The 24557-nt window shown below is 42.2% G+C and carries 20 protein-coding genes; 11 read left to right on the top strand and 9 right to left on the bottom strand.

Features of this window, described 5'->3' with window-relative positions:
* Window positions 1-15 precede the first annotated feature (15 nt).
* Together L2740_RS04775 and L2740_RS04770 are read left to right on the top strand one after the other, a co-directional pair.
* Window positions 16-609, top strand: coding sequence for a GNAT family N-acetyltransferase (locus tag L2740_RS04775; protein WP_248948975.1), 594 nt, complete (start codon window positions 16-18; stop codon window positions 607-609).
* Entirely contained in the window at window positions 606-2804 is a 2199-nt protein-coding gene (locus L2740_RS04770) for a hypothetical protein (protein WP_248948974.1), read from the top strand. The genes L2740_RS04775 and L2740_RS04770 overlap by 4 nt, the downstream gene beginning before the upstream one ends.
* A gap of 49 nt (window positions 2805-2853) precedes the next feature.
* On the opposite strand, the gene L2740_RS04765 is transcribed toward L2740_RS04770, so the two are convergent.
* The 3 genes from L2740_RS04765 to L2740_RS04755 form a co-directional block, all read right to left on the bottom strand.
* The gene (locus tag L2740_RS04765) at window positions 2854-3900 is read right to left on the bottom strand and encodes a metal-dependent hydrolase (protein WP_248948973.1); all 1047 of its coding nucleotides are present in this window, start codon (window positions 3898-3900) and stop codon (window positions 2854-2856) included.
* A 50-nt stretch (window positions 3901-3950) separates the two neighbouring features.
* On the bottom strand, window positions 3951-4904 hold the full coding sequence (locus L2740_RS04760; RefSeq protein WP_248948972.1) for a glucosaminidase domain-containing protein: 954 nt from the start codon (window positions 4902-4904) through the stop codon (window positions 3951-3953).
* A gap of 176 nt (window positions 4905-5080) precedes the next feature.
* Complete coding sequence (locus L2740_RS04755; protein WP_248469817.1) at window positions 5081-5329, bottom strand: DUF3297 family protein; 249 nt, start codon at window positions 5327-5329, stop codon at window positions 5081-5083.
* A gap of 265 nt (window positions 5330-5594) precedes the next feature.
* On the opposite strand from L2740_RS04755, the gene L2740_RS04750 reads away from it, so the two are divergent.
* The 4 genes from L2740_RS04750 (at window position 5595) to L2740_RS04735 (ending at window position 10609) form a co-directional block, all read left to right on the top strand.
* On the top strand, window positions 5595-6188 hold the full coding sequence (locus tag L2740_RS04750) for a GNAT family N-acetyltransferase (protein ID WP_248948971.1): 594 nt from the start codon (window positions 5595-5597) through the stop codon (window positions 6186-6188).
* Window positions 6189-6601: 413 nt separating this feature from the next.
* Window positions 6602-7840, top strand: coding sequence for an NRAMP family divalent metal transporter (locus L2740_RS04745; protein ID WP_248948970.1), 1239 nt, complete (start codon window positions 6602-6604; stop codon window positions 7838-7840).
* Between the two features lie 397 nt (window positions 7841-8237).
* Entirely contained in the window at window positions 8238-9665 is a 1428-nt protein-coding gene (gene nhaD, locus L2740_RS04740) for a sodium:proton antiporter NhaD (RefSeq protein ID WP_248948969.1), read from the top strand.
* 119 nt (window positions 9666-9784) lie between these two features.
* Window positions 9785-10609, top strand: coding sequence for a hypothetical protein (locus L2740_RS04735; protein ID WP_248948968.1), 825 nt, complete (start codon window positions 9785-9787; stop codon window positions 10607-10609).
* 323 nt (window positions 10610-10932) lie between these two features.
* Here the strand turns inward: L2740_RS04735 and L2740_RS04730 are convergent, their stop codons facing one another.
* A complete protein-coding gene (locus tag L2740_RS04730; protein WP_248948967.1) occupies window positions 10933-12093 on the bottom strand; it encodes a NapC/NirT family cytochrome c in 1161 nt (386 codons plus the stop codon).
* A 179-nt stretch (window positions 12094-12272) separates the two neighbouring features.
* On the opposite strand from L2740_RS04730, the gene L2740_RS04725 reads away from it, so the two are divergent.
* Window positions 12273-14909, top strand: coding sequence for a molybdopterin-dependent oxidoreductase (locus L2740_RS04725; RefSeq protein ID WP_248948966.1), 2637 nt, complete (start codon window positions 12273-12275; stop codon window positions 14907-14909).
* 67 nt (window positions 14910-14976) lie between these two features.
* Here the strand turns inward: L2740_RS04725 and L2740_RS04720 are convergent, their stop codons facing one another.
* Window positions 14977-16083, bottom strand: coding sequence for a M20/M25/M40 family metallo-hydrolase (locus tag L2740_RS04720; RefSeq protein ID WP_248948965.1), 1107 nt, complete (start codon window positions 16081-16083; stop codon window positions 14977-14979).
* A 228-nt stretch (window positions 16084-16311) separates the two neighbouring features.
* Between L2740_RS04720 and L2740_RS04715 the strand changes: the two genes are divergently transcribed.
* Window positions 16312-16743, top strand: a complete 432-nt coding sequence (locus tag L2740_RS04715) for a dCMP deaminase family protein (RefSeq protein ID WP_248948964.1) — start codon at window positions 16312-16314, stop codon at window positions 16741-16743.
* Between the two features lie 82 nt (window positions 16744-16825).
* Here the strand turns inward: L2740_RS04715 and L2740_RS04710 are convergent, their stop codons facing one another.
* Entirely contained in the window at window positions 16826-17623 is a 798-nt protein-coding gene (locus L2740_RS04710; RefSeq protein ID WP_248948963.1) for a hypothetical protein, read from the bottom strand.
* Between the two features lie 301 nt (window positions 17624-17924).
* Here L2740_RS04710 and L2740_RS04705 point away from each other — a divergent pair, with 301 nt between their 5' ends.
* Entirely contained in the window at window positions 17925-18491 is a 567-nt protein-coding gene (locus L2740_RS04705) for an imm11 family protein (protein ID WP_248948962.1), read from the top strand.
* Window positions 18492-18582: 91 nt separating this feature from the next.
* On the opposite strand, the gene L2740_RS04700 is transcribed toward L2740_RS04705, so the two are convergent.
* Entirely contained in the window at window positions 18583-19944 is a 1362-nt protein-coding gene (locus tag L2740_RS04700) for an endonuclease/exonuclease/phosphatase family protein (protein ID WP_248948961.1), read from the bottom strand.
* A gap of 338 nt (window positions 19945-20282) precedes the next feature.
* Between L2740_RS04700 and L2740_RS04695 the strand changes: the two genes are divergently transcribed.
* Both L2740_RS04695 and L2740_RS04690 read left to right on the top strand, forming a co-directional pair.
* The gene (locus L2740_RS04695) at window positions 20283-20615 is read left to right on the top strand and encodes a hypothetical protein (RefSeq protein WP_248948960.1); all 333 of its coding nucleotides are present in this window, start codon (window positions 20283-20285) and stop codon (window positions 20613-20615) included.
* A 534-nt stretch (window positions 20616-21149) separates the two neighbouring features.
* Complete coding sequence (locus tag L2740_RS04690; RefSeq protein ID WP_248948959.1) at window positions 21150-23252, top strand: S8 family serine peptidase; 2103 nt, start codon at window positions 21150-21152, stop codon at window positions 23250-23252.
* Between the two features lie 114 nt (window positions 23253-23366).
* Here the strand turns inward: L2740_RS04690 and L2740_RS04685 are convergent, their stop codons facing one another.
* Window positions 23367-23756: a glycine zipper family protein gene (locus L2740_RS04685; protein WP_248948958.1), complete on the bottom strand. Its 390-nt coding sequence runs from the start codon at window positions 23754-23756 to the stop codon at window positions 23367-23369.
* 377 nt (window positions 23757-24133) lie between these two features.
* The gene (locus L2740_RS04680) at window positions 24134-24529 is read right to left on the bottom strand and encodes a hypothetical protein (protein WP_248948957.1); all 396 of its coding nucleotides are present in this window, start codon (window positions 24527-24529) and stop codon (window positions 24134-24136) included.
* Window positions 24530-24557 lie beyond the last annotated feature (28 nt).

Raw genomic sequence — 24557 nt, 5'->3', positions numbered from 1 at the left:
AAAATATAATAAATCATGCAGATAAAACAACTTACCCAAGCCAGCGGCGCATTATGGCAAAGCGCTATGGCAATATACTGCCAAGTCTTCCCAGATTGGGAACGTGAGCCAATAGCTGAGTTACAACAAGCCATTGATAGCGCTAGCTCGCGCTGTATTGTGCTTTGTGATGCTAACCAAGTATATGGCGTATCAATTACCGAGCTTTACCCCCAGCAAGGATTTGCGTTACTTGGCTACTTATTTATAGCTCCAAGTCATCAAGGACAAGGCCTAGGCAAGCTATTATGCGACGAACTGTTTCAGTTTATTGAGCAGCAAACAACACGCATTTTATTGTTGGTTGAAGCAGAATCAGGGCCAGCCAAGTTTTACCAAAAACTTGGCTTTAACGCTTTTGATATCGACTATTTATCACCGCATTATGATGACATGGGCTCAGCTCCTATGGCGCTGATGTATCACGCTCCTAGTCATAGCTCTGCCCCTTCTCCAAGCCAGATATGGCAAATGGTTGAACATATTTTTATTAATAGTTATTACTTAACACCCACGGATCCGAGACTCAAACAGCAGCGAAGCCACATACTCTCCAAGGAAGACTCATGACACTTGATAGAGACACACAGCAGCAATCTATTCTTGAACAATTCTTTCAATACATTCGCGCCGAAGATTTTGAGCAAGGTTTCCACTGGGCCAAAAAGAATTTACAACAGCGCCAATCTGCGGCATTCGCACTCGTTAATCAGTTTGAGCAGCAAGCGGTTATTAACGCTAAACAGCTTGAGACTCTTGCTCCAGCTGAAACACTATTAGTCTTTTGTGCCTGTTATAGCTATGCCCGCCACGAAGTAGAAGAAAGTAATTGGTATCTGCACGCCGAAACCTTGGTTCGCTCCAGTATTACCGCCCTTGAAGTGTTGCCTCAGTGCGGCATCACTAAAGTCCTACAGCAGTTTGCCGCCATTCAAATAGATATTTGTTACATTGACCGTGGAATTTATACCAGCCAAGACTGGTTAATGTCTGATGCAGCTAACAATATCGAAACTCACCTAGCTGCTGCACAAGCTATCACTCATCAGTTTAATGAATTTGAACGACAGTTTTACGCTGAGCACCTAAACGCCGAATTTGCTGCCTACCAGCACTTTAACAATGGAGTGAGTATTATTGCCGAGCTTTACGCAATACGCTGGGGAGAACCAGCGCTACTAACCACACAAATGGCTGAATTACGACCTAAATTTTTACAGGCTGTAAGTGCATTAACCGCTGATGACAAATACATAATGTCTACGGATCTTGAAGCATTATGGCCGCCGTTAACCTTCTTTAGTGAAAACAGGCAAACAGGATCTGGTGAGCTTTATGTCGAGCGAGGCTCTATCAGCATATCTTACTTTGCCAACGTCAATCATCTGATTACTCGAGAGCTAAGACAAACCTTAAGCAATATTGTTGCTAGCCCACCAGCAGTGCATCCCCTGCATTTAGCTGACTGGGGCGCCGAATCGCCACAAAGTAACATGCTCAACGATATTTGGGCTGGCATAGCCAAAGACTTTGAAGATATCTATTCATGGCAACTACCAAGCCTGAGCATGCCGTTTCGTAATAGAAACGCCAACAATAAGCAGCTTAACTTTGACGTTGAACTGATTTATTACCCTATGGGCATTTTTGCACTTAACCTTAAAGCCCCGCTAGACGACACCAGCGCCAGCGGCGTGCGTCATGCAATGTCTTTAGGCACGCCCTTTGCTATGGATCAAGATATGCGCTGGCATGAGCAACAGGTGGGACTACTAGAGGACTTTGCTCAGCAAAGATTTAGTGAGCTTGCCACCTTACTGAATTCGCACTACGCACATTACCAACAAGAAGTTGAAGACCTATTAATTTTTACCCCTTCTGAAAATCGCTTTGTTTCAACCTTGCTAGATAGAGTCGTTGAAAGAATTGACGGGCGCGATCATTCGGTTACAGCAAAATCCTTAAAATCACATTTTGCCTATCCAGCTTTCGTGCTACCACAGCGAGAACTGCGCAGCGCGGTTGATGACTGGTGTCTACGCACAGTTACCAGCGAACAACATAACCTTAATCGCGATTGCTATAACCAGGATGAGTTTGTTTTTACCAATCACCACGAATGTGTTTTAGGGCTATTACAGCAACCAAACTGGGTGCTAGAGCAGTCGGCAGAAATGATGGAAGTTGCTGCGGCGGTAAACAACCTGTTTCATTTAACCAATAAACTGCTCGATAAACAGTTAAAGATTAACTTAGAGCAGGCAGTGCCTAGCCTAAAAGATAAAGATATTTCTGCAGCTAAACTCAGAGCCCATGTTAAAAAGCTCACCGATGAAGGTGACTGTTTAAAGCAATTTACTAACGATGCACATTGGCTATTAGACTTAATTAGTGCTGGCAGCATGATGACCTTTCCCGATCATACTCGAATGATCCAAAAGGTATTTCATCATATGGATTTCGAGAAGTTACATACTCGCACGCAAGAAACCTTAGACAAAATCCAATACCGTCAAAAAGAGATCATTGCCGAAACTGCTAAGCTTTATGACAAGCTACGCACTCGCAACAGTAAGCGCTTTACCCGGATCCTTTCAGGCTCAATGGCGTTAATATCTATCGGTGCACTAAAGGATATTTTCGATATTCTCAATGGCAGTAAAATGGGCTTTGAGATCTCAGGCCCCTTGCAGGTCAGTATTGTTACCTTCTTTGGTATGCTGTTGATTATATTGCTTATCAACAAGAATGAAGGCGACAAATAGCCAATAACTAAAAGAGAGCCGCTATATCGTTAGCGGCTCGTTTACTTAGCTAATCATTAAGTTGTGAGGCGTTTAAACCACAAGGTGAGGGACACAGATCTAAACTTGCATTAATTTGCTGATCACCTAAGGCTCTATCTTTTAGCTTACTAAAATCACCTTTAAGCTCCCCTTGAGCTAAACGAGTCGGCACTATAGGTTGCCATTGCCCAGCGCTGTCTTGCTCGGCAAAGACAAACTTAAAAGCTAAATTGCCAAACATGCCTAAACGTAAATCAGCAACGACTAACTGCTTATCTTGCTGATCAAACCGCACAAAGCCATGGGTAAAGGTTTTTAATGCCTGCAAATGCTCAGGCTCTACAGGCAACGGCCAACTACCACGCCTTTGTGCAATAAACTCAACCTCTTGCTCGGCATCCAGCACAGATGCAAGCCCCTCCCAATAACGTTCACCATCAAGCACCACAATACGCCAAAGCAAAGTATTAAAAGGGGTAGGCGTAATAAACACCGCATCAGCATTAATCCCCAAGGTATCGAGGCTTGCTGCAGCACGTTGCTCAATGTAAGCCTTGGCCGCTAAACTCCAACCAAGATACATCGATGAAACACATAGGGCGATAGCACAATATCGACTCAATGCCGATTTTCGCGCCAAACCAAATCCAATCGCTATCAATAACGGCAATGTATACAAAGGGTCAATAATAAACACGCTCGACAAGGAGAAGTAGCCTGCTATTGGCCACAATAATTGCGTGCCATAACTGGTGAAATTATCGAGCAATGGATGAGTAATTAGGCAAGCAGCAATAAGCAACCACAGCCTAGAAAACGACCAGTTAGCAACAGGTTTAACCCGTTGGATTAATCCAGCCAATAACAAGGAGAACGGCAATAAAATCAGTAGCGAGTGGGAAAATCCACGATGCTTTACGGTATTACTAATATCATCACCGTAATCAATAAATACATCTAAATCGGGTAAAGTGCCCAGCAACGCACCAGCGAGCAATACTTTACCATTGCAGCGTTTACCGGCCATAGCACCAGCCACTGTGGCGCCAAGCGCCGCTTGTGTAATCGAATCCACAACATATCTCTTATTCGTAGGCTTATATATTCACTGCAGACTATCAGCAACTATTGGGCTGATTGCTTTACTGGAGTGCTAAAACGGTAACGAATACTGGCTGTACCTGTCAATTTAGCCTCATTAAAATCATCTAAACGATGCCGTTTAATCAAAGCTCTTAAGTTATCGACATACGCTTCACCACGAGTTGAATAATGGGTTAATGCTTGCACTAATTCATCACCATTTAACTTATTCTGGCCGCGTAATTGTTTGCGCAGTAATCTTAGCTCTTGGTAGGCTAGCGTTGTATTAAGGTTATGCATATAGCTCGCAGTGCTTTGATATAAATTAGAAAATGCAGCGACTTTTACATGTCCACCTGGTGTTGTTAAATACTCACCACCACTGGCAGATAAATGTTCACCGTACAAATTATTCCCCGCAACCGCAAAATAACTACTGCCCCATCCGCTCTCATCAATGGCTTGGGCGAGTACCATACCGCTAGGCACAATATCGAGTTGTAATAATAAATCGTCTATTCGAGCTGATTTAACCACATAGCTATCAAACAAACCTTGTAACCAGTTCTGCTCGGCTGCAGACCACTGTGATTTAGGCTTTTTTTCAAGTTCAATCACTTGGGATCTGACGGTAAGTATTTGCTGATTAACCGCCTTAATCGTGGGTAATAGCAAGCGAATAAACAGTGAAATCTTTTGCTGTACGGGCAAATCATTTAGATTCGGTGGCAAGTTTTCAACAAAATAACGCGGCAACTGACGTGTATTAATAACTGACTCGAGTTGATAGTTTTCTTGATTAAATTCAGCCATTAAAGCTTGAGCATTGTTAAGCTCAACCACAGCTCCTGATGGGTAGGCTTTTATCAACTGTATCGGCGGCTGAGGTAGCTGCTTAGCCAAGGGCGCATTTGACGCTAAAGTTTGCGGAGTACTGGCAGTGACTGCAGGAGAAACAACTAAAATGATACTGGCAATAATTTTGGCTAAAGACATTAAGCCCCTCTACTGAATCTGGTGAGATTTGATATCAAGCAATATATCAGCAAGACAATATTAACGACTATGGCAATCATTACTTGAATAATACCAGCCATTATAAAAACACTACATAAATTAACTGACACCAACAAAAAAGGCCGCAATAGCGGCCTTTTCAGTCAAGCATGTTATTACTTATAAAAAGCTTCAACAGTGCCTTTTACAGTAATCATCAGCGGTTGACCACGACGGTCTAGTGCTTTGTGAGATGGCACTTTAACCCAACCTTCGCTGATGCAGTATTCTTCAACATCGAAACGCTCTTTACCGTTCACTTTAATACCGATATCGAACTCGAAAATAGCCTCTACGTGGTGTGGGCTACGTGGGTTAACTGAAAGACGATCTGGTAAAGCTGGTTGTGCTGTAGTGTCAGACATAATTCTGGCCTATAGTAAAAATTGCTGTAAATAAAAAGTGCGCTATTGTAGGCAATACAGGGGCTTTGCTCAAGCGAAGAAACGCCCAAAGCAAGATTAAAAACACCGGCTATCGCCTCGTTATAACTACATTCATAGTTCAATGTGCGCCAGTTATCAAACTTAACATAGCAAGCTGAGTTTACTAGCTAATGAGTAGTATCAATTGCTATTATCAGGATCTCTAATTAACAATGTTCAACCAATAAATCATCTATCGCATCTTATGGATAATTACCTCGAAAAATATGTGGCTGCTACGCAAACTCTTTGCAGCTCATTTATGCAGCAAAATGCCTATATTTCTCCTTTAGTTGCTGAAGATATTACAGCACTTAAGGCCATTGGAATGGATCCTGATATTTGGCGATTTGCACGGTTTCCCAAAGATACTACCGACGCCTTTGACAGCTATTTTGACAGGGTGCTGAGTGATAGCGACTGCTTATTATTCACAATAAAGTGCGGCGCAAGCCATAATGTGATTGGTTTTACCCGCCTCAAAAATATCAATGTTACTGAGAAACGCGCAGAAATTGGTACTTGGCTCACGGGTCAATATCAAGGTAAAGGACTCAACCACTTTATCAAGCAACAGTTATTAAGTGTTGCCTTTAAAGTCTTACAACTCGATGAAGTCTATTGTTATGTGAGCGAAGATAACCAACCATCGATTAAAAGTCTACTGAAGTTTGGCTTTGAGGTGGATGCTAGCAAACAACGTTTCTCGCCAACTCGCAAGTCGACGATAGAGATCCCGCAGCACTATATATTTATCACTGCGGCAAACTTTGCTTCAGCTCACCAGACTAACTGTTAACTAAAAAGCAGCCTTTAATAATAGCCGCTATATTCTAGCGGCTTTATATAGATAAATACTAAAGTAATAGCTTAACGTTGCTGCTCTATTCGTTTCACTCCGCCAATAATTCAGCTTAATCTCCAGCTCTACATCCAATAACAACAGAGAATAGTTGAACTATACCGATCAAAGCCAAAAGCAAAACGTGATAGCGGTAGCACTGTTGGCTAGTTTAGTTGGCTTTAGAAATAAACACCTGAATTTTATCTATAAACGGTTGACTTGTTTTTAGTGAGTCATTAATATCCGCCCCCAGCAAAAAACGGCCCGCTGCGGCATATCCTATCTTTGTTTTTTGCTTTATATCAGCTGATCTCGGTCAGTTGTTTCTCTATTTTTATAAAGTGAGAGACAACCATTTTGAGAACAGTATGACCAGCCAAACTACAACAATAAACAACAACTCCAGCACATCAGTTTCTAGCTCTTGGAAGAATAAAGCGATCATTAGCGTTGCCTTTTTAATGGCAATGACCTCTGTTGGTCCAGGCTTTCTAACTCAAACAGCGGTATTCACAAATATCTATAAGATAGATATGGCGTTTCCTGTTTTTGCCTCCATGTTTATCACCTTTGCGATTGTGATGAACCTATGGCGCATTGTGGGTGTTTCTGGTTTACGTATCCAAGATATCGCAAATAAGATTGCCCCTGGCGCTGGTTACTTTATTGGTATTTTGCTTGCCCTTGGCGCCGTAGCTTTTAACTTTGGTAATGTCAGCGGTGCGGCGCTGGGTCTGAATGTGCTCACCGGTGTCGATACAACATGGGGGGCGCTATTCACAGGCGTTGTCGGTTGCTTATTGTTTGTTTTACATAACGCCTCAAGGCGTATGGATCAGATGGCGCGCTATTTAGGCCTATTTATGATAATCCTAATCGCTTATGTTGCTATGACTAGCCTACCACCTATGGGAGAAACCTTAACGGCAGCGGTGATGCCTGCAGACGTTGGCAGTCTGATCTTACCAACTCTCACTATCGTGGGCGGTGCTGTAGGTGGTTACTACACTGGCGCACAAAGACTGGTTGATATTGGCCTGCAAGGCAAAGACAACATAGGTGCGATTAAAACAGCTGCATGGGCTGGGATATCAATTGCAGTGATTATTCGCATTTTGCTGTTTTTAGCTGTGTTTGGCGTTATTGCCGCTGGTGGTGTTTTAGATACCAGCAACCCTGCTGCCGATGCATTCAAGCAAGGTGCTGGCGACCTAGGTTATTTCATTTTTGGTCTTGTACTGTTTGTCGCCTCGATTACCTCTGTGGTGGGTAATTCTTATATGGCTGTTTCGCTGGTTAAAACCCTGTTCCCGGTAATTGAACGCCAAGAAAAAGCATGCTGTATTGGCTTTATCGTTATTACCAGTGCTGGCACAGTATTAATGGATATGCCAATTTTATTATTGATGTTGGCAGGCCTGATTAACAGCTTAATTTTGCCTATCGTACTGGCGTTTATGCTTGCCGCCACTCGCCGCAAAGACATTGTTGGTGACTACAAGCACCCAGTTTACCTATCAATTATGGGCGTGCTAATTGTGATTGGTATGGGCGTAGCAAGCTTTGGCAACGTTGGAAACTTTATCGCCAAGTTTATGGGAAGCTAGCAATATGAGCCGCTAAAAATTATTGCCGACTCACTTTCCCCTGTTAACTCGTTTTCTATCTTACAAAAAACGTTAGGCGCGGTTGCATTAACACCGCACCTATCTATAAATCTTCTAACTTCTCAGCAATTTTAAATTCCAAGCGACTTCAAGCAATTATTCGCTAATCTCAGCTAACAGCCTTTTTTAACTTAAGAATTGATAGCTGTTCAAACTAAGTTATCCACTAAAGTCCTAACTACAAATACAGTATTCACCTGTATTGTTCTCTTCATTCACGCTAGAATGCGCAACAATTTTAAAACCAGCACTTAACATTACGTTCTTTGCAAGCTCTGTTGAAGTCCTGATGTATAGGTTGAACATTCCTCTATGCCGCAAGGAGCCTAGTCGTCACATGAAAGTCAGTCACTTAATATTAGCCATATTATTCTGGGGGTTGGCAACGCCAGCCTTTGCCAGTGAAGCCGGGTTAGATCTAACCCAGTCCGGCGTAGGCTATGCAGCATTAATTATATTCTTTCTGGCTTACTGCTTAGTAATGGGGGAGGAGTATTTACAACTACGTAAATCAAAACCGGTACTATTAGCAGCCGGCATTATCTGGCTAATGATAGGTTTTGCCTATCAACAGCAAGGCCAAATAGAGGTGGCAAAGCAAGCTTTAGAACACAACTTGCTCGAGTACTCAGAGCTATTACTGTTCTTGCTAGTGGCAATGACTTATATCAGTGCGATGGAAGAGCGTCGCCTATTTGATAGCTTGCAAGCATGGATGGTAAGTAAAGGGTTTAATTTCAGAACCTTATTCTGGCTAACGGGCTTTCTCTCTTTTGTGATCTCACCTATCGCCGATAACCTAACTACCGCCCTGCTGATGTGCGCAGTCGTAATGAAGGTCGGCGGTGATAATTTAAAATTTATTAATATCGCCTGTATTAATATCGTGGTTGCCGCCAACGCGGGTGGCGCATTTAGTCCTTTTGGTGACATCACCACGTTAATGGTTTGGCAAGCCGGTCTAGTCAGCTTTATTGAGTTTAGTGATCTACTCATCCCATCTCTGGTTAATTACATTATTCCAGCGGTCATCATGTCATTCTTTGTGCCAAAAACTAAACCTAATTGCGCTAATGAAAAAGTCGAGCTTAAACGCGGTGCCAAACGCATTGTTGCGCTATTTATTTTCACTATCGCAACTGCAGTTAGCTTCCATGCGTTGGTCCACTTCCCACCTGTGATCGGCATGATGATGGGCTTAGGTTACTTACAGTTCTTTGGCTTTTACCTACGCAAGACTCTGCCACGTTCACTTGAGAAAAAGAAAGCCGTTGCAATGGCCAATAAAGATGAAGCGGCACTAAAACGCTTAGGCTCAGTGGTACCATTTGACGTATTTAAACGTGTATCACACGCAGAGTGGGACACCTTATTGTTTTTCTACGGCGTGGTAATGTGTGTGGGCGGCTTAAGCTTATTGGGTTACTTAGGCATGGTATCAGATGTAATGTATAACCAGTGGGATCCAATCTGGGCCAACGTGATGGTCGGCATACTCTCGGCCATTGTCGATAATATTCCAGTTATGTTTGCAGTATTAACCATGCAGCCAGAGCTTAGCCTAGGTAACTGGTTACTCGTCACTTTAACCGCTGGAGTGGGCGGTAGCATGTTATCTATCGGCTCAGCCGCAGGTGTGGCACTAATGGGCGCTGCCCACGGTAAATACACCTTCTTTGGCCACCTGAAATGGATGCCAGTAATTGCCCTTGGTTATGCAGCGAGTATTGCTTGCCACCTATGGCTTAATGGTCACCTGTTTTAAGGGTCAGAACAAAAATGATATAAACAAAAGCTCGGCCTAGGCCGAGCCAAACTGATTGATTTTATAGCAAGTACCTGCAATCAGTTTTAAGGATATTTACATAACAAAATGGATTCGGAATGAGTATCAAACAAATTTTATTTGTATTTCTATGTTTAGGATTTGGCATAAACCTATGGGAGTTCGACATTTTTATTAGCTCAGCTTTAGCACTAGAGGGGGCCCTATTTATTATAGCTGCACTGATGTTAATACTGACTCAACAATACAAAATCCCTGTCACTATTGGGGCAATTGCAGCAACCATAGGACTTTATGATTCAATATTTATTACAGGTATTGCAGACAGCATTGGCTATTTTATCATTGAAGTGATTGCAGCCATCGTTTTCTATCATAACGCCATGCTGATATATAAAAACCAGCCTCTATTTCCCAAAAATATAAGCGATAAACTACCACAGCTTCCTTTAAAAGAACTCATCACAGATTATCAATTCGATAAAACAAAAGACAGCATATTTAAGGCTCTCAATATCGTATCCCTGATAATTTGTATACTGCTTGTCTTTCTCATTTTTATCTACTTTATTAGCCAATTTTATATGGCTAGCTTCTTCGGAAGTGAATATTTAGATATGATTTATGAAAGCATAAAAATAGAGTTAGGTTTTGAAAGCAATTTAGCAATGATGCTCTTTTGGGGCTTCTTTTTTATATGCTTATTATTAATTTGTGTAATTTTTTACTATGCAGACTCAAAACCAAGTGTACGAATTTTTGCTTGTGCTATTTACGCTTCTTTTATCACTGATACTATATTAACTATCTTTTACGGCCTATCTATTACTGACCTTTTTGTTATTGCTTATTGCGGTGCAGCACTTTATTACGGGATCATAGTTCATAGTGTTCAATCAAAAAATGAAGGCGTTCAGGCTTGATAACTTCCGTACCTGAACCACTATAGAAGCTCGGGTTAGGCCGACAACTTATAGATGTTACCCTGAGAAAACGAATAATGTTTAAAGAGACAAATTAATCACTGAGGGCACAAAAGTCACCAAGAAAAACTAACCCGAACTTTTCTTGGTGTCCTCCATAGGAGAAACTAAGCAAGCCTTCGTGGTGTATAGCTTTTAAGGCAAGAGTCCCATGCACAGGACTCTTAGATGTGCTTCACCATAAGATTCGTACTTCACTTACTATTATTACCCTATGCTGATATTTTATATCTTCAACTCTATACATAAAAAACACTTCAGGGTCAGTTTAACTTCGCTATGTCTTTCCCATGCACTTGCAGATACTTTAGCAGTGTCTGCTCCTCTGTCGGCGTAAGAGAGTTATAAGGCTTCATCGACTTTAACGTACTTATCCACTTATTAGCTGGCAAAAAATCTGGATCTTTCACGGCATGACAGGCACTACAGGTTTCGTTGTACATGCCTTTCGCATATTGCCAAACAGAGTCGATATTAGGCTGCAAGTAAGCCTGAGTTATCCAAGCTGTTACTTCTACTTGTTGCCATAGCAATCCAGTTAAGGGATCAACCTTTTCTTGAATAAGCTTCTCGGTTGCTTTAGCGGATTCTTTCAACTTAGCAACATAGATAAACTTGCCAAGTTCTTGGTTAATAACGCCACTTTGCGTAGACTTTTCATGCCAGCCGGAAAATTTAATCTGCAACATACCATTTTGGGTCGCTAATACCGTTACTGCAGACGCTGGCAAAAGCACTCCCTGATTGGTACCGCTTTCATCTGGGCTAGGATAGAGTTGTTTCTCAGTTAAGGTATAAAGCGTAGCGACTGACGGCGCTATAGCAGAGTTAGCTTTTAACTGCTTAAACACCTCATGGAACTTCTCACTCACAATAGGCAATTGATGTGCAATTCCTTTATGGCACTCAATACAGTTCATATTTTTAGCTGCTGCGCCAGTCATCGCGGCTGCGGCAGCAGGCGATTGCTTAGCATGATCCATAGCATCATAAGTGTGACAACTTTTACAAGGCGCGGAGTTAGTATCGGCCATCATTTTCCAAACATCTTCAGCCATCTTTTGCCGATGTTGCTCAAACTTTAACGGCGTATCGATATCACCAGAAATATACTCGCTATAGATATCACCTAAACCGCCAATCTTAGCTTTAAGAAAGTCTATCGGGTTATCCTCCGGAATATGGCAATTACGGCATTCAGCCCTGACTCCTGCGGCATTTTTAAAGTGAATAGTATTTTTATATTCGTTGTAGTTCTCATCCATTGAGTGACAGGAAACACAAAACTCGGTACTCGAGCTATATTCAACCGACTCATGAAACGCAAACACACCAACAAGAGTCATAACGACTGCAATAAGCGCAATAGTAAAAACCGAGTATTTAGCACTCGGTTTAGTAAGAAAATGCCAAGCTCTCTTCATATTGATATTCCATCTTTTTAATCCGTGTCAGCTTTTTATCTTGAACTACAATAATGATAGTTAAAGTTTAAAAAACAGACACAAGAATCCGCTATTTGATGACAGAAACCCCATTCGAACAGTGACGATATGGGGAGCACGATAAGCGGGGTTGCAGGCAGTTTAATTAGGAATAAAACATGGCAATATCAAGACGTCACTTTTTGAAAGCTTCATTAGCCTCAGCTTTCGCTGCCCAAGGGCTGACTTTATTCCCTGCGAGCAAAGTATTTGCAGATGATACCCAAGTTATCCATCATGCTTCTCACTACGGTCCATTCAAAGCCGTGGTTAAAAACGGCAAACTCATTGGCATTCAGCCCATCAATGATATTGATGAATTCCCTACAGAGATGCTAACTAAAGGTGTTTTAGGTCGCACCTATAGTGACACTCGAGTGATGTATCCCATGGTACGTAAGTCCTTTTATGACAATCCATTAGGTGACCATAAACCACATCTTCGTGGTAAAGAACCTTTTGTGCGAGTTGACTGGAAAACCGCTATTGCACTCACTTCTTATGCCATTGCTAAAACCATACAAGAGCACGGTAATGAAGCTATTTTTAGCTCTTCATACGGCGGCTGGTCACATTCAGGGCTAATGAGGCCACAAACGTTACAAGGACGTTTTTTTAATCTTATCGGAGGGCAAAGTAGCTGTAGCGGGGACTATTCTGCTGGCGCATCAGAAGTGATCTTACCCCACATAATTGGTGACTTAGAGGTTTACTCTCCGCAGACTGCTTGGGAAGTTATCGGGAAGAATACCCAAGTCTTTATCTTTGTCGGTTGCGACCCCTTTAAGACCAATCGTATTGAGTTTACCGTTGCAGATCATCAGATGCATCAGCATTGGCTAGCCTTTGCTAAAAAGGGTATCAAATTTATCTCTATTAACCCGCAAAAAACCTATTCAGATGCTCACCTTGGCAGTGATGTGATCCACATACGGCCCGGTACTGATACCGCGCTGTTTACGGCAATGTCCTATCACTTATATAACAGTAAACAACATGATCAAGCCTTTTTAGATAAATACACCGTAGGCTTTGATAAATACCTTGCCTACCTAGACGGTACTGAAGACGGAGTAAAGAAAACCCCAGAGTGGGCAGCTGCCATTACAGGACTATCTAAAGCACAAATTATTGAACTTGCCGAGATAATGGTGATTAAACGCACTCAAATTGCTGCTGGCTGGGCACTGCAGCGTGCCGATCATGGCGAGATGATCCATTGGGCAATCATCAACTTCTCAGCCATGGCGGGTAAAATAGGTAAACCCGGTGTGGGCTGCGGCTTTAGTTGGCACTATGGCTGTGGTGGAATGCCGCAATCAGGTATGCGCATGCCTATCGGATTATCTCAAGGACGAAACCCTGTCACCAAGACAGTTCCCGTTGTGTTGATTTCAGACATGCTCAATAATCCCGGTAAAGCCTTTAGTCGTGATGGCAGTCCTAAAACCTTCCCTGACACTAAGTTAATTTATAATTCTGGCAATAACTTAATGTCCCATCAACAGAACACCAACGAACTAATTAAAGCCTTAGAAAAAGTCGATACGGTAATTTGCCAAGACCCATGGTGGTGCGCCTCTTCTCGCTATGCCGATATCGTACTCCCCTCAACCACAACACTTGAGCGTAACGATATGAGCTCTGGTGGTACCTATAGCAATAATAAAATTTACGCGATGAAGCAGGTTATTGAACCAGTTGGCGAAAGCTTAGATGACTATGAGATTTTCTCGCGACTTGCATTCATGTTTAATGTCCATGACCAGTACACTGGCGGCAAAACCATGATGGAGCATTTGCGTCACTCCTATGAAAACTCCGACGGCCCCGATGACTTTGATACCTTCTGGAACAAGGGCATCAGCCATTTAGCCACACCAAAAGCTGCGGATGCTTATATTCGTCATGCTGAATTCTATCAAGACCCTAACAAGCACCCTCTACACACACCTTCGGGCAAAATTGAACTGTATAGCTCAACTGTCGACTCCTTTAACATCGCAGATTGTCCAGGAATGCCTAAGTGGATGCCGCCATTTGAGTGGCTAGGGAATGCAAAAGAGGGACAAGTTCAAGTGCTCAGCCCACACCCTTGGATGCGACTCCATTCGCAAATGGCCAATACCGAAGTCAATTCCCACGAGTCTGTAACAGGCCGACAAATAGCCATGATCAATGCCACTGACGCAAAAGTAAGGGACGTAAAAGATGGCGATATTATCGAGGTCTATAATGAGCGTGGTACAACGCTATGTGGAGCTAAAATCAACTCAGATTGTATGCCCGGTGTAATATACATACACGAAGGGGCATGGTTACAACTCGATGCTAAAGGCCGCTGTAATTCTGGCTCAATTAACATGCTCACCTCAAGCAAGCCTTGCAGCGGCCTTAGCCAAGCGACAAGTGCTAATACTTGCTTAGCCTATTTCAAAAAATGTACCGACCCATTATCAGAAAATCTTGCATATACTCCACCAGCAATAATTACAGCCAAAAATGCCATTGATATATGGAGCCTCCAGCTTGGCACACGCCTAAAAGCGGTTAGCGGTAATAAAAAAGGTACCCAATCAAAAGGTGAAACACTCTTCTATGGTAGCTGTAGCTTATGTCATGCCTCACCGCACCCAGATGAATACACTATTAATCAATGGAAGGGGATCACCAAAAGTATGTTTCCACGCTCAGGGCTAAATGCAGCCGATCAAAAACTAGTGCTGGAATTTTTAGATAAGCACGCTAAAAAGTAGCTAATTGCTAATCCATCAAACAAAAAAGCTCGGCCTAGGCCGAGCTTTTTTATCTTTAAAGCAGGTATTAGCGCGTTAGATAACAGTGCACAAACTCGGTAATCGCCGTCAAATCCGCAACCGCAATAAACTCATCAGTGGTATGTACCTTGGCCATGCCTGTAGATAAGTTCACTGTCTTTAAGCCATTGGCGTTGAAGATATTAGCATCTGAGCCACCGCCAGTCGGCTTGGTCATCGCATCAATACCAATAGCGGTAAAAGTGTCTTTAATTGCGAGTACATGGGCGTCGTCATCTGCGATATGGTAGGCGTTGTAAGAACGAGTTGAATCGATTTCGATACTGGCGCCATGCTTAGCGGCAGACTCTTCAAAAGTCGACACCATATGATTAACTTGCTTTGCTAACTTGTCGTCATTAAGTGAGCGAGCTTCAGCTTCGATATAAAGCTCTGGCATCACGATATTAGTCGCCTGACCACCTTGTACCACACCAATGTTGGCAGTGGTTTCATCATCAATGCGGCTAAGCTGCATATTGCTAATCGCATCCGCGGCAACCGTTAAAGCATTAACGCCAGCTTCTGGTTCAAGCCCTGCGTGAGCAGGTTTGCCTTTAATGGTTACCTTTAGGCTTTGCTGACCTGGCGCTGTGGTAATAATAGTACCAATTGGCCCACCTGAATCGAGTACGATTGCTTGTTTAGACTCTATCTTACTTATGTCGAAATTCTTAGCGCCGTGCATGCCACGCTCTTCATAAACAGTAAACGCCACTTCAAGGGTTTTGTGGGCTTGGCCGCTCTCTTGAATACTGCGCACCGCTTCCATCACAGCTGCGATACCCGATTTATCATCGCCGCCCAAAATGGTGTCGCCTTTAGATCGAATAATGCCGTCTTCAATAATTGGCTCAATACCATTCCCCGGCGTTACTGTGTCCATGTGACTACTGAAAGCAATACTGTCATCAAGCTCGCCTTGTAACTTACCGTAGATATTAAAGCCGTTAGTGATCCCACCAGGTACCGCTAGCTGGGTCACTTCAAAACCTAACTGACTAAGTTGCTCTGACAGCGCCTCAGCTACCGCTTTTTCATTGCCTGATTCACTGTCGATTTTGACCAGTGAGATAAAATGTTCAACGAGTCTTTGTTGATTGATATTTGTCATCTGTGTGCGACTTTTGTTATGCAAAATAGATGGTCATCATAAACCTAAGCCCGAGGCGGGATCGCGGGGCTATATCAAAGAAACACAACAAAGCGCCACAAAACAGAAATCGAAAAGCATCTTACGCTTTATTGATAGCTTATATATTGATTTATCATTGTTCTGCATAGAGAATAACGACTAGTTAAGCGGTTTATTCAATGGTATAGATTTAGGAGATTCAATTCGATGATGACAAAGTGGGCAACACGTTTTTTACAGATGGCTGAGCTCGTTGCATCTTGGAGTAAAGATCCATCAACTCAGGTAGGTGCGGTGATCACCGAAAACAACCGCATAGTTTCTTTAGGTTTTAATGGCTATCCCCATGGCGTATCTGATAGCGCCGAAACCGATAATCGCGAAATGAAATTACTTAAAACCCTGCACGCTGAAGAAAATGCCATTCTTTATGCTAAGCGCGATCTTAGCGGCTGTGAAATTTGGGTGACTCACTTCCCTTGCCCTAACTGCGCCGCAAAAATTATCCAAACAGGCTTAAGCACAGTGCATAGCCCAATGCCAAGCGCAGACTTTCAGTCACGCTGGGGTGACAAGATAAAGATCAGCGAAGATATGTTTGCCCAAGCGGGCGTAAAAGTTGATTGGATGCAAGCTTAATATTTAAACAATACGGTCAGGTAACTTATAAGATTGTAATAGGGTGGCTAAATCGTCATTTGGCCACCCACAATATCAAGATTTACTGAGCAATACTCAACGCATCAAAAGGTTGACCATGCGGATTACTATACATGGTGCGCAATACTCTTTCAGCATTATTGTTAAATGCTGCGCCATCACCAAATCCATCAAAGTGATTACTCATACCAAGCGCGTGCGCCAACTCGTGAAGAGTTACCTCATTACTGGCAACATTTGTACAACTTGTTTCAGGTGTAGCGCTACCACTGTCTAGATTAATCCAGCTAAACGTGTCCCCTACTGGTTGATTGATACCATAATCTAAACCCACACTGTGATTGACAATGCTGTTCATCATTGGACCAGTCGATACTGTACCTGAACTGCACTCATCTAAAGCTGTGCCTTGGCTCCAGATAAAGCCCCATTTAGTCTCAACACTAGAATAATCAATATTGTAGATATTGCTAATATCTAAATTGATAACGCCTTTTCTATCAAATAGCTTATAACCGACTAATTCTTCAGCCTTATTCATTGCATAAGTAAAACGCGGGTCTTCGCTATTTAGAAAGTATACAGGAATAAGTTCGCCTTCACGCCAGCGAGTTAAATTTGGATTTTCGTCTGGCTCACTGCCATCTTCAAAACAATACAAGCTATTACAAGTAGCCCATGTCAGATCCATCTGTCCCCAAGCATTAGAAACATTTTGAGAACATAAACCGCCTTCAGCTAAATTTGTACACTTAACGGTTTCAGCAATGATTGAATCCGGTAAAGGGGAGTCGCTGTCACTACCGCCACAACCAACTAAAACAGCACTACCGAAAATCAATGGGAGTAAAGATTTCATGAAGTCAAAATTCCTAAACTTATCAAAAGACACTTCAATGCCCACCTAAAAACAATAATTAGGTGTAAGCTACTAAATTAAAAAAAGAAAGCTTTGACATTATATGATGTAAATCAATGAAACATTCGAACTGAATTAGATTTATTAAAGACTAATCACATATTATTTATTAAGCCTATTCTAAATCGCTTAATAATTGATTAGTGTATATTTATTTTCATATATTCAACCGAGTGGTGTGACAAAGTTTAATCAAATAATAATGTCGTCTTAAAGCTGCCACTACATTTGGAGAAAGATAATGAGTGAGTACTTTTTTGCCATTGAGAACATGGACATTCCTTTTTATGACTTTCCCGACGAGTTCTCAGGCGCAGTACCAACCAATATGTTCACTCAGCCAGCAGAACCCGTACCCTTAGTCATAAAATTTACCGGTGATGATGTAAATCAACTGGCAGATATCTTTTTAGTACCTGGGTTAAGTATTAAGCAATCGTTATTCCAACAATTAGAATTTAACGATATCTATGCCACAAACTGGGTTCAAATAAACTTATTTGATCAAGGCCAGCATCTTTATCAGATGCTACAAGTTGAAAACGAGATAAAAGCTATTGATCGCGAGCAAAGTGAATTCGACTTTTATGATGAGTTCAATGGCGGTGAGTTTATTTCAGGAATGAACAAGCTAGTATTAAACCAAGACCTGTTAAAGCAAATACCTCTGCAACAACGACTTATTTTTCGTGATATCGGCTGGAAGGACCAACTGTTTTTCCATAAAAGTATTGTTGACGCAATTATGCAGCACCAACCAAAAGGGATAGAGTTTATTGCTGCTGATGGCTATAACGAATTTAGCTAACTCTATCTCTTAACTGGTTTCCTTTCTTTTTATTCTGCAACAAAAAAGCCCCGTTAATAACGGGGCTTACTGTTTTTAGTTAAAGGATTAATTAAAACTGTGCTTTAACCCAAACCATACGATGGTCTGAAGAGATATCTTTCTTCTTACCGCCACCAATACGATCGTCGTTAAACAGCTTGCGGCCTTCTTGGTAACTTGCTTGCCAGTACACACCAGAATCAACTATATTTAGCGATGCAGAAGGAATTGCATGGTCAGCATTTATGCCGCCACTTCCGAACTCTGCAGTAATGCGGTTCGGGTATGGGTGATTAGGGCTACCTTCTACAGCATACTCAGCAGCGCCATAACTTGTTGGGTACAAATCACCGTTAGTCACGTTTTGATTAACGACTGGATCAGCATGCAATGCAGCCATCACTTCAGTGAAGCCGTCACCCGCTCCCGTCGCCGCATCAAGGTTTTGATCGCCTACGATAACAAAATGTGCACCATCTTTTAGTGCGCCAGTTTTGCCTGCATCATCGTAGAAGTCTTGTGCGTTGGTTACGTAATTATGCCAAAACTCAACTTCAGCTGCGTTTTGTAGCTTATTTTTACCGGTATCAAATACTGGCGGAGTTGGGTGAGACATAAGAATGTGGATGGTTTCAGTACCATCTTTAGTTGGCACTAAAATAGGTGCGTCAACGTGGTTTTTAGAAGACAGTGTCATTTGTTGCCACTCTTCATCTGTGTACCAGTTTTCGCCATCTAAGAATGGGTTTTCAGCGCCTTCAAGATCTTTCCATTTAAAGTTTTGGAAAGTACGAGTGTTCTTAGTATCGATTTCATACTTAGACATTAACGCAAATGCGTATTGTCCGTGGTACTTACCGTGTCCCCAAGAGTCATTAGCATAAGCAAAAGAGCCGATGTCTTCTTTCGTCGCGATATAACCATCGTTATTTAAATCGAAGCCACTTAATAAACCAGTATTGGTGCCATAGCTTTCAGCAAATGGGTACTCGATTGGTTCTAGGTTAGCTTCACCACCAGCACCATCAAGACTTTGTGCAACTGAAAGGTAGTTATCTTGGAAACCTTTAAGTGCAGATAAATCTTCACCAGTACCATCGTTGTTGTATTCACCCATCATTAGTACATCTGGGCGAGTCTTTTGAATAATCGCTGCAACGTTACGAATTTGAATCACTTTTTCAGCTGTAGTTTTATCAGCTAGTTCCATCGCATCGCGATCTTCTAGGTAAGCTTCAACTAAGCTAGTTTGCTCTGTAGAAGTCAGCGCCATTTCAGCAACTAAGTCTTCAAAGGTATCACGATCAAAAGAAAGGTTATAAGTGGCAATTTTAACTTCAGTATGGTCTACATACTTTACATCATCGTCATTACAACCGGTAAGAAGTGCAACACCTACAGCCAAAGCTGCAGCAGTTTTTAGTAGTTTCATATATGACCCATCTTTAATTATTTATTATATTTAGCTCAATTGCTTTGAGCTTAGGGCGGAGTCTATACAGGTGTATAAGAAAAGAAAGCTTTGTCATGCCTTTTTGTGACTGCCGACATAAACAGTTACAACTTACAACTCAAGCCAAACACAAAGCAACAACTACGTAACAATTAAGAGTTAACTATACAATCACGCTTTGGGTCGTTTAGCGTTCAACAAATGATAAAGGAAATACATAGCAATAAAATAAACCCGATAACAAACGGTTAAGTTTCGGTACAGCATACTGCCGCTATATTGATTGTCAGATTAGGATGATTAAGCCGAGGTGATAGATGAAGCAACTACCCCGAAAATTAGCGCAAAAAGCAAAATTACTCGCTACATTGACCTGTGGCTTAATGCTGTCATTTAATCCCGCCTACGCCTCAAGCAATACCGCGGTTACCGCTAAACTGGTAAAATCTAAAGCACAAGACAACTTATTGATTTGCCAGTACCAAACCGTCTCTGCTAGTCATTTTCAGGTGTTTGATAAACTACTCGACAATGAGCATACCTGCCCAAGCAACCTATTGGTCGCCCCTGAGCCTATGATTAGCCAAGCAGAAGCAGCCCAGCTCAAGCAACTTTTCTCTCAGCAATACGAATCGCATCTATCTCACTAAAATAACCTTATACCACTGGCTTACAGCCTTGATTTATAGCAATCAAGGCTCAGCTAATATTCAATTTGTAATGCCATTTATTGCAGCATTATTCACTTTACAACTCACTCAATAACGGCTTGAACCAACTAAAGCAATAGCTTGATTATTTATACTCTTGATTTATAAGTCATTCTGTTAGGTTATAGTATTTTCGTTAACTCTAATTTACACCTAAAAAAGCCAACATCAAATCTACTCAAATTTTCCCACTTAAACAGTTGTTCCCACTAAAATAACCTGCCATCGCTGAATCTTTACTCTAATCGTAGCTAAATGTTTACGCTATTTTTAGCATTCACAAATAATAACCCTACAAAAGCTAAGTCATTGATATTTAGTTTGACTGCAGCAAATTCTCACGCTTAGTTATATGCAAGTAATGTGAATAATTAATTACTTACATTACTTGTAAGACATGTAAATACACGGCTCCTGTTACGTGTTAAGTTGTCGCGTTTTCACAGCGAGCTTCACACAATGTGAAGGTACACAATGAAAACAATAAATAAACAAAAACTCCCGCTGATATCAGCATTTACCCTCAGTCTTGTCGCTACAGCAGTGAGCGCTCAAGTGCAAACCTTGCCGGAACCAAGCGTTGACCAAAATCAGGCGCAGCGCTTTATTGTGCAGATGACAGATCGCAGTATCTTGAGCTTGCAGCAATCAAAGTTATCGCCAGCAGCGATTACTCAGGCAAAGGTTAATTTGATGCAAAACACAGCCGCTTCAATCAGTGCTGATGTTGTTCTATCACTGCCTGAGGTCAATTCAATGGCCGTTATGCTCGATACTGAGCAATATAAAAGTTTGTCTAATAACCCAAATGTTGCTTTGATTGAGGTTGACCCGAAACGATACTTAATGGCAGAGACATCTCCCTACGGTATTGGCATGGTGCAAGCTAATTTAGTCTCTGATAGCCAAACAGCTAATCGTAAAGTCTGTATCACAGATACTGGTTACGATTTAGGTCACGTCGATTTACCAAGCTCAGGTGTGACTGGCGATGATGGTTACAGTAGCAATAACACTGGCAATTGGTATAACGATGGCAATGGTCACGGTACCCATGTGGCAGGCACCATCGCCGCAATTGGCGGCAACAATCAAGGTGTAGTTGGGGTCAATCCATCGGGATTGGTTGGCTTACATATCGTTAAAGTCTTCAACGACAGTGGCAGTTGGGCTTATGGCTCTGACTTAGTTGCTGCGGTTAATCAATGTGTAAATGCCGGAGCTGATATCATTAGTATGAGTTTAGGCGGTGGTGGCTCATCGTCAGCTGAGCGTCAAGCATTTGCCAACGCAGCAAATCAAGGTGTACTCAGTATCGCTGCCGCAGGTAACGACGGTAACAGCAAAATGTCATACCCGGCTTCCTATGACGAAGTTATGTCTGTTGCAGCTGTAGACAGTTCTGGCAATAAGGCCTCATTCTCTCAATATAACTCCCAAGTCGAAATTGCGGCACCTGGTGTTGATGTAAATTCAACATGGAATGATGGCGGCTATAAAGCTATCAGCGGCACTTCAATGGCCACACCACATGTAGCAGGTGTTGCAGCACTGGTGTGGAGCCATTTTCCTAGCTGCTCTCCAACAGAGATCCGCGCTGCACTCAATGCTACAGCTGAAGATCGCGGCAGTAGCGGCCGTGATACCTCCTACGGCTATGGTATTGTCAAAGCTAAAGCTGCTTACGATTACCTGCAAAACAGCAGTTGTGGCGGTGGTAGTGTTGAAGATAGTGCTCCAACAGCGAACTTTAATATCTCAGTCAATGGCAGTACTGTTAGCTTTACTGATGCTTCCACTGATGACAAAGGTATTAGCAGTTACTATTGGGATTTTGGCGATCAAACCAGCTCAACACAAGCAAATCCAGTGCACACATACAGCAGCAATGGTGACTTTAATGTCAGCCTAACAGTGACTGACACGGCTAACCAAAGCAATACTCGTTCAACTACCGTCACTATTGGTAGTAATGGTGGTAACGGCTGTGATGGCGTCAACGCTTGGGATGCAGCAACCGCCTACTCAATAGGCGATTTTGTTTCCTATAATTCAGGCAAATATGAAGCCACTTGGTGGTCAACTGGCGCTCGCCCAGATGTTTATACCAATGTGTGGGCAGACCGAGGCCAGTGTAGCGGAGGCGGCGAAAACCCAAATCAGCCACCAGTTGCTAGCTTTACTGCATCTGTTTCTGGTTTAACAGTAAGTTTCTCTAGTCAGGCCGCTGATGACAACGCTGTCGTGAAGCATGCATGGCAGTTTGGTGATGGTGCTACCTCTAATCAAACCAATCCAGTACACACGTTTAGTACTGCTGGAAACTACCAAGTCAGCTTAACCGTTGAAGATGCTCAAGGTCTAAGCCACACCCAAGTGCAAACAATTACAGTGAATGACGCGGTTCAAGGTTGTAGTGGCTTAAGTAATTGGTCAGCAGATACGGCTTATACGGCCGGAGCACAAGTGGCTTACAACAATGTGAAATACACAGCTAATTGGTGGACTCGAAACCAAAACCCTGAGCAAAACTCAGGACAATGGGCGGTGTGGAGTAACAACGGACGTTGTAACTAAATCTCTATCTCAACTCAAACATTGGCTATAACGCAATGCGCATAATAGCCAATACATGCTCAGACTAGCTGTACTAGTCTGAGCTTTTTTCTATCCTGCTAAGAAAAGGCTAAATCAATTAAGTACCACATAACCACGATTAATCATGCAGTTCTTGATCACCATATTTTGTTCATTCGTATAAGCCGCTTGATTATTGCGTCTCTCTCGACCTTTAGACAGTACGCCTACACCTAAACCAATTGCTGCGCCTTGTTTGGCACCATCAGTACCAGATCCCCCAGCTATCGCCTTACCTGCCGAGCCAATTGCCGCGCCTTTTGCTGCACTGCCTATGGCACTGCCTTCAGTTTGCTGTTTTTGTACTTGTGTTGATAACTCAGTACATTGGTGCAAATCATATACATAGTCTTTCTCGTCTACACCCGTCTTATCAACAATAATATTGGCAAATACACTCATTGGCGCGAACAATACACTTAACAGTAATAAATGACGTTTCATTAATTTTCCTCTCTGTGCAGACAGTAAGCTTCAAAGTTAAGTTTAGCTAAAAGCTGCGTGCCTGATCTAAATTCAAACTTATTGTGGCAATAATAGCCAATGTAAGCTGTCAGTTAGATGAACAGAAATTAATTTAAGCAGAAATTTAAATCATATTTTTATCCCGGTGACATTCCAAATATACCTCTAGCAAAAACATGCTTTATCTAACGAGTTCATAAAGTATTTGAGCCCCTCTAAGTCCAACATTTAAACACTACGCATTACACTGGTTAGACAAAGCGAGTTATTCCCGAACTAAACTTCTTAAAAGTAAATAAGGTATAAAAAAGGCAGCATATTTGCTGCCTTTCACTCTGTTTAGCTTAGATCTCGATTTACAGCGATAATCTCAATAGGTCATGCTCAGCGGCCACAGCGTTAGCCACGGCAAGCAACCTAGTTTTAATTTCCCGTTCTATACCTGTGCCACTTTTAAGTAAATCTTCAACTGCAATATAGGCTTTGGTGTGCAAGTTTTTTGGTTCAAACAGATAGGCATAACCACCAGCAACAACCCAACTTGAGCTATCCGTCTCTCTAGTTTGCTGAGCCATGGCATCAGTTAAACTGCGGACTAAGCTAAAGTTAAATTGCAAAACATGTGCTTCGTTGCTGTACCAATCAGCTTTTAATGCCTGAAAGTTGAGCCACATTTCAAGCTCAGCAAGTAACGGCTTCAAAGAGTCTGAAAAGTTACCCGCTGCGCTAATTGTCATTGGAAATTGCTGCATGGGATGCTTATCCTTGGTTATCTATAAC

Source organism: Shewanella pneumatophori (assembly GCF_023283895.1).
Lineage (GTDB): Bacteria > Pseudomonadota > Gammaproteobacteria > Enterobacterales > Shewanellaceae > Shewanella > Shewanella pneumatophori.
This window is presented reverse-complemented; position numbering and strand designations above follow the sequence as displayed.

Excerpts from the sequence above, each read along its gene's own strand:
- L2740_RS04775 (WP_248948975.1), top strand. The coding sequence starts at position 16 with ATGCAGATAAAACAACTTACCCAAGCCAGCGGCGCATTATGGCAAAGC.
- L2740_RS04770 (WP_248948974.1), top strand. The coding sequence starts at position 606 with ATGACACTTGATAGAGACACACAGCAGCAATCTATTCTTGAACAATTC.
- L2740_RS04760 (WP_248948972.1), bottom strand. The coding sequence starts at position 4,904 with ATGTCTTTAGCCAAAATTATTGCCAGTATCATTTTAGTTGTTTCTCCT.
- L2740_RS04755 (WP_248469817.1), bottom strand. The coding sequence starts at position 5,329 with ATGTCTGACACTACAGCACAACCAGCTTTACCAGATCGTCTTTCAGTT.
- L2740_RS04750 (WP_248948971.1), top strand. The coding sequence starts at position 5,595 with ATGGATAATTACCTCGAAAAATATGTGGCTGCTACGCAAACTCTTTGC.
- L2740_RS04745 (WP_248948970.1), top strand. The coding sequence starts at position 6,602 with ATGACCAGCCAAACTACAACAATAAACAACAACTCCAGCACATCAGTT.
- nhaD (WP_248948969.1), top strand. The coding sequence starts at position 8,238 with ATGAAAGTCAGTCACTTAATATTAGCCATATTATTCTGGGGGTTGGCA.
- L2740_RS04735 (WP_248948968.1), top strand. The coding sequence starts at position 9,785 with ATGAGTATCAAACAAATTTTATTTGTATTTCTATGTTTAGGATTTGGC.
- L2740_RS04730 (WP_248948967.1), bottom strand. The coding sequence starts at position 12,093 with ATGAAGAGAGCTTGGCATTTTCTTACTAAACCGAGTGCTAAATACTCG.
- L2740_RS04725 (WP_248948966.1), top strand. The coding sequence starts at position 12,273 with ATGGCAATATCAAGACGTCACTTTTTGAAAGCTTCATTAGCCTCAGCT.
- L2740_RS04720 (WP_248948965.1), bottom strand. The coding sequence starts at position 16,083 with ATGACAAATATCAATCAACAAAGACTCGTTGAACATTTTATCTCACTG.
- L2740_RS04715 (WP_248948964.1), top strand. The coding sequence starts at position 16,312 with ATGATGACAAAGTGGGCAACACGTTTTTTACAGATGGCTGAGCTCGTT.
- L2740_RS04710 (WP_248948963.1), bottom strand. The coding sequence starts at position 17,623 with ATGAAATCTTTACTCCCATTGATTTTCGGTAGTGCTGTTTTAGTTGGT.
- L2740_RS04705 (WP_248948962.1), top strand. The coding sequence starts at position 17,925 with ATGAGTGAGTACTTTTTTGCCATTGAGAACATGGACATTCCTTTTTAT.
- L2740_RS04700 (WP_248948961.1), bottom strand. The coding sequence starts at position 19,944 with ATGAAACTACTAAAAACTGCTGCAGCTTTGGCTGTAGGTGTTGCACTT.
- L2740_RS04695 (WP_248948960.1), top strand. The coding sequence starts at position 20,283 with ATGAAGCAACTACCCCGAAAATTAGCGCAAAAAGCAAAATTACTCGCT.
- L2740_RS04690 (WP_248948959.1), top strand. The coding sequence starts at position 21,150 with ATGAAAACAATAAATAAACAAAAACTCCCGCTGATATCAGCATTTACC.
- L2740_RS04685 (WP_248948958.1), bottom strand. The coding sequence starts at position 23,756 with ATGAAACGTCATTTATTACTGTTAAGTGTATTGTTCGCGCCAATGAGT.
- L2740_RS04680 (WP_248948957.1), bottom strand. The coding sequence starts at position 24,529 with ATGCAGCAATTTCCAATGACAATTAGCGCAGCGGGTAACTTTTCAGAC.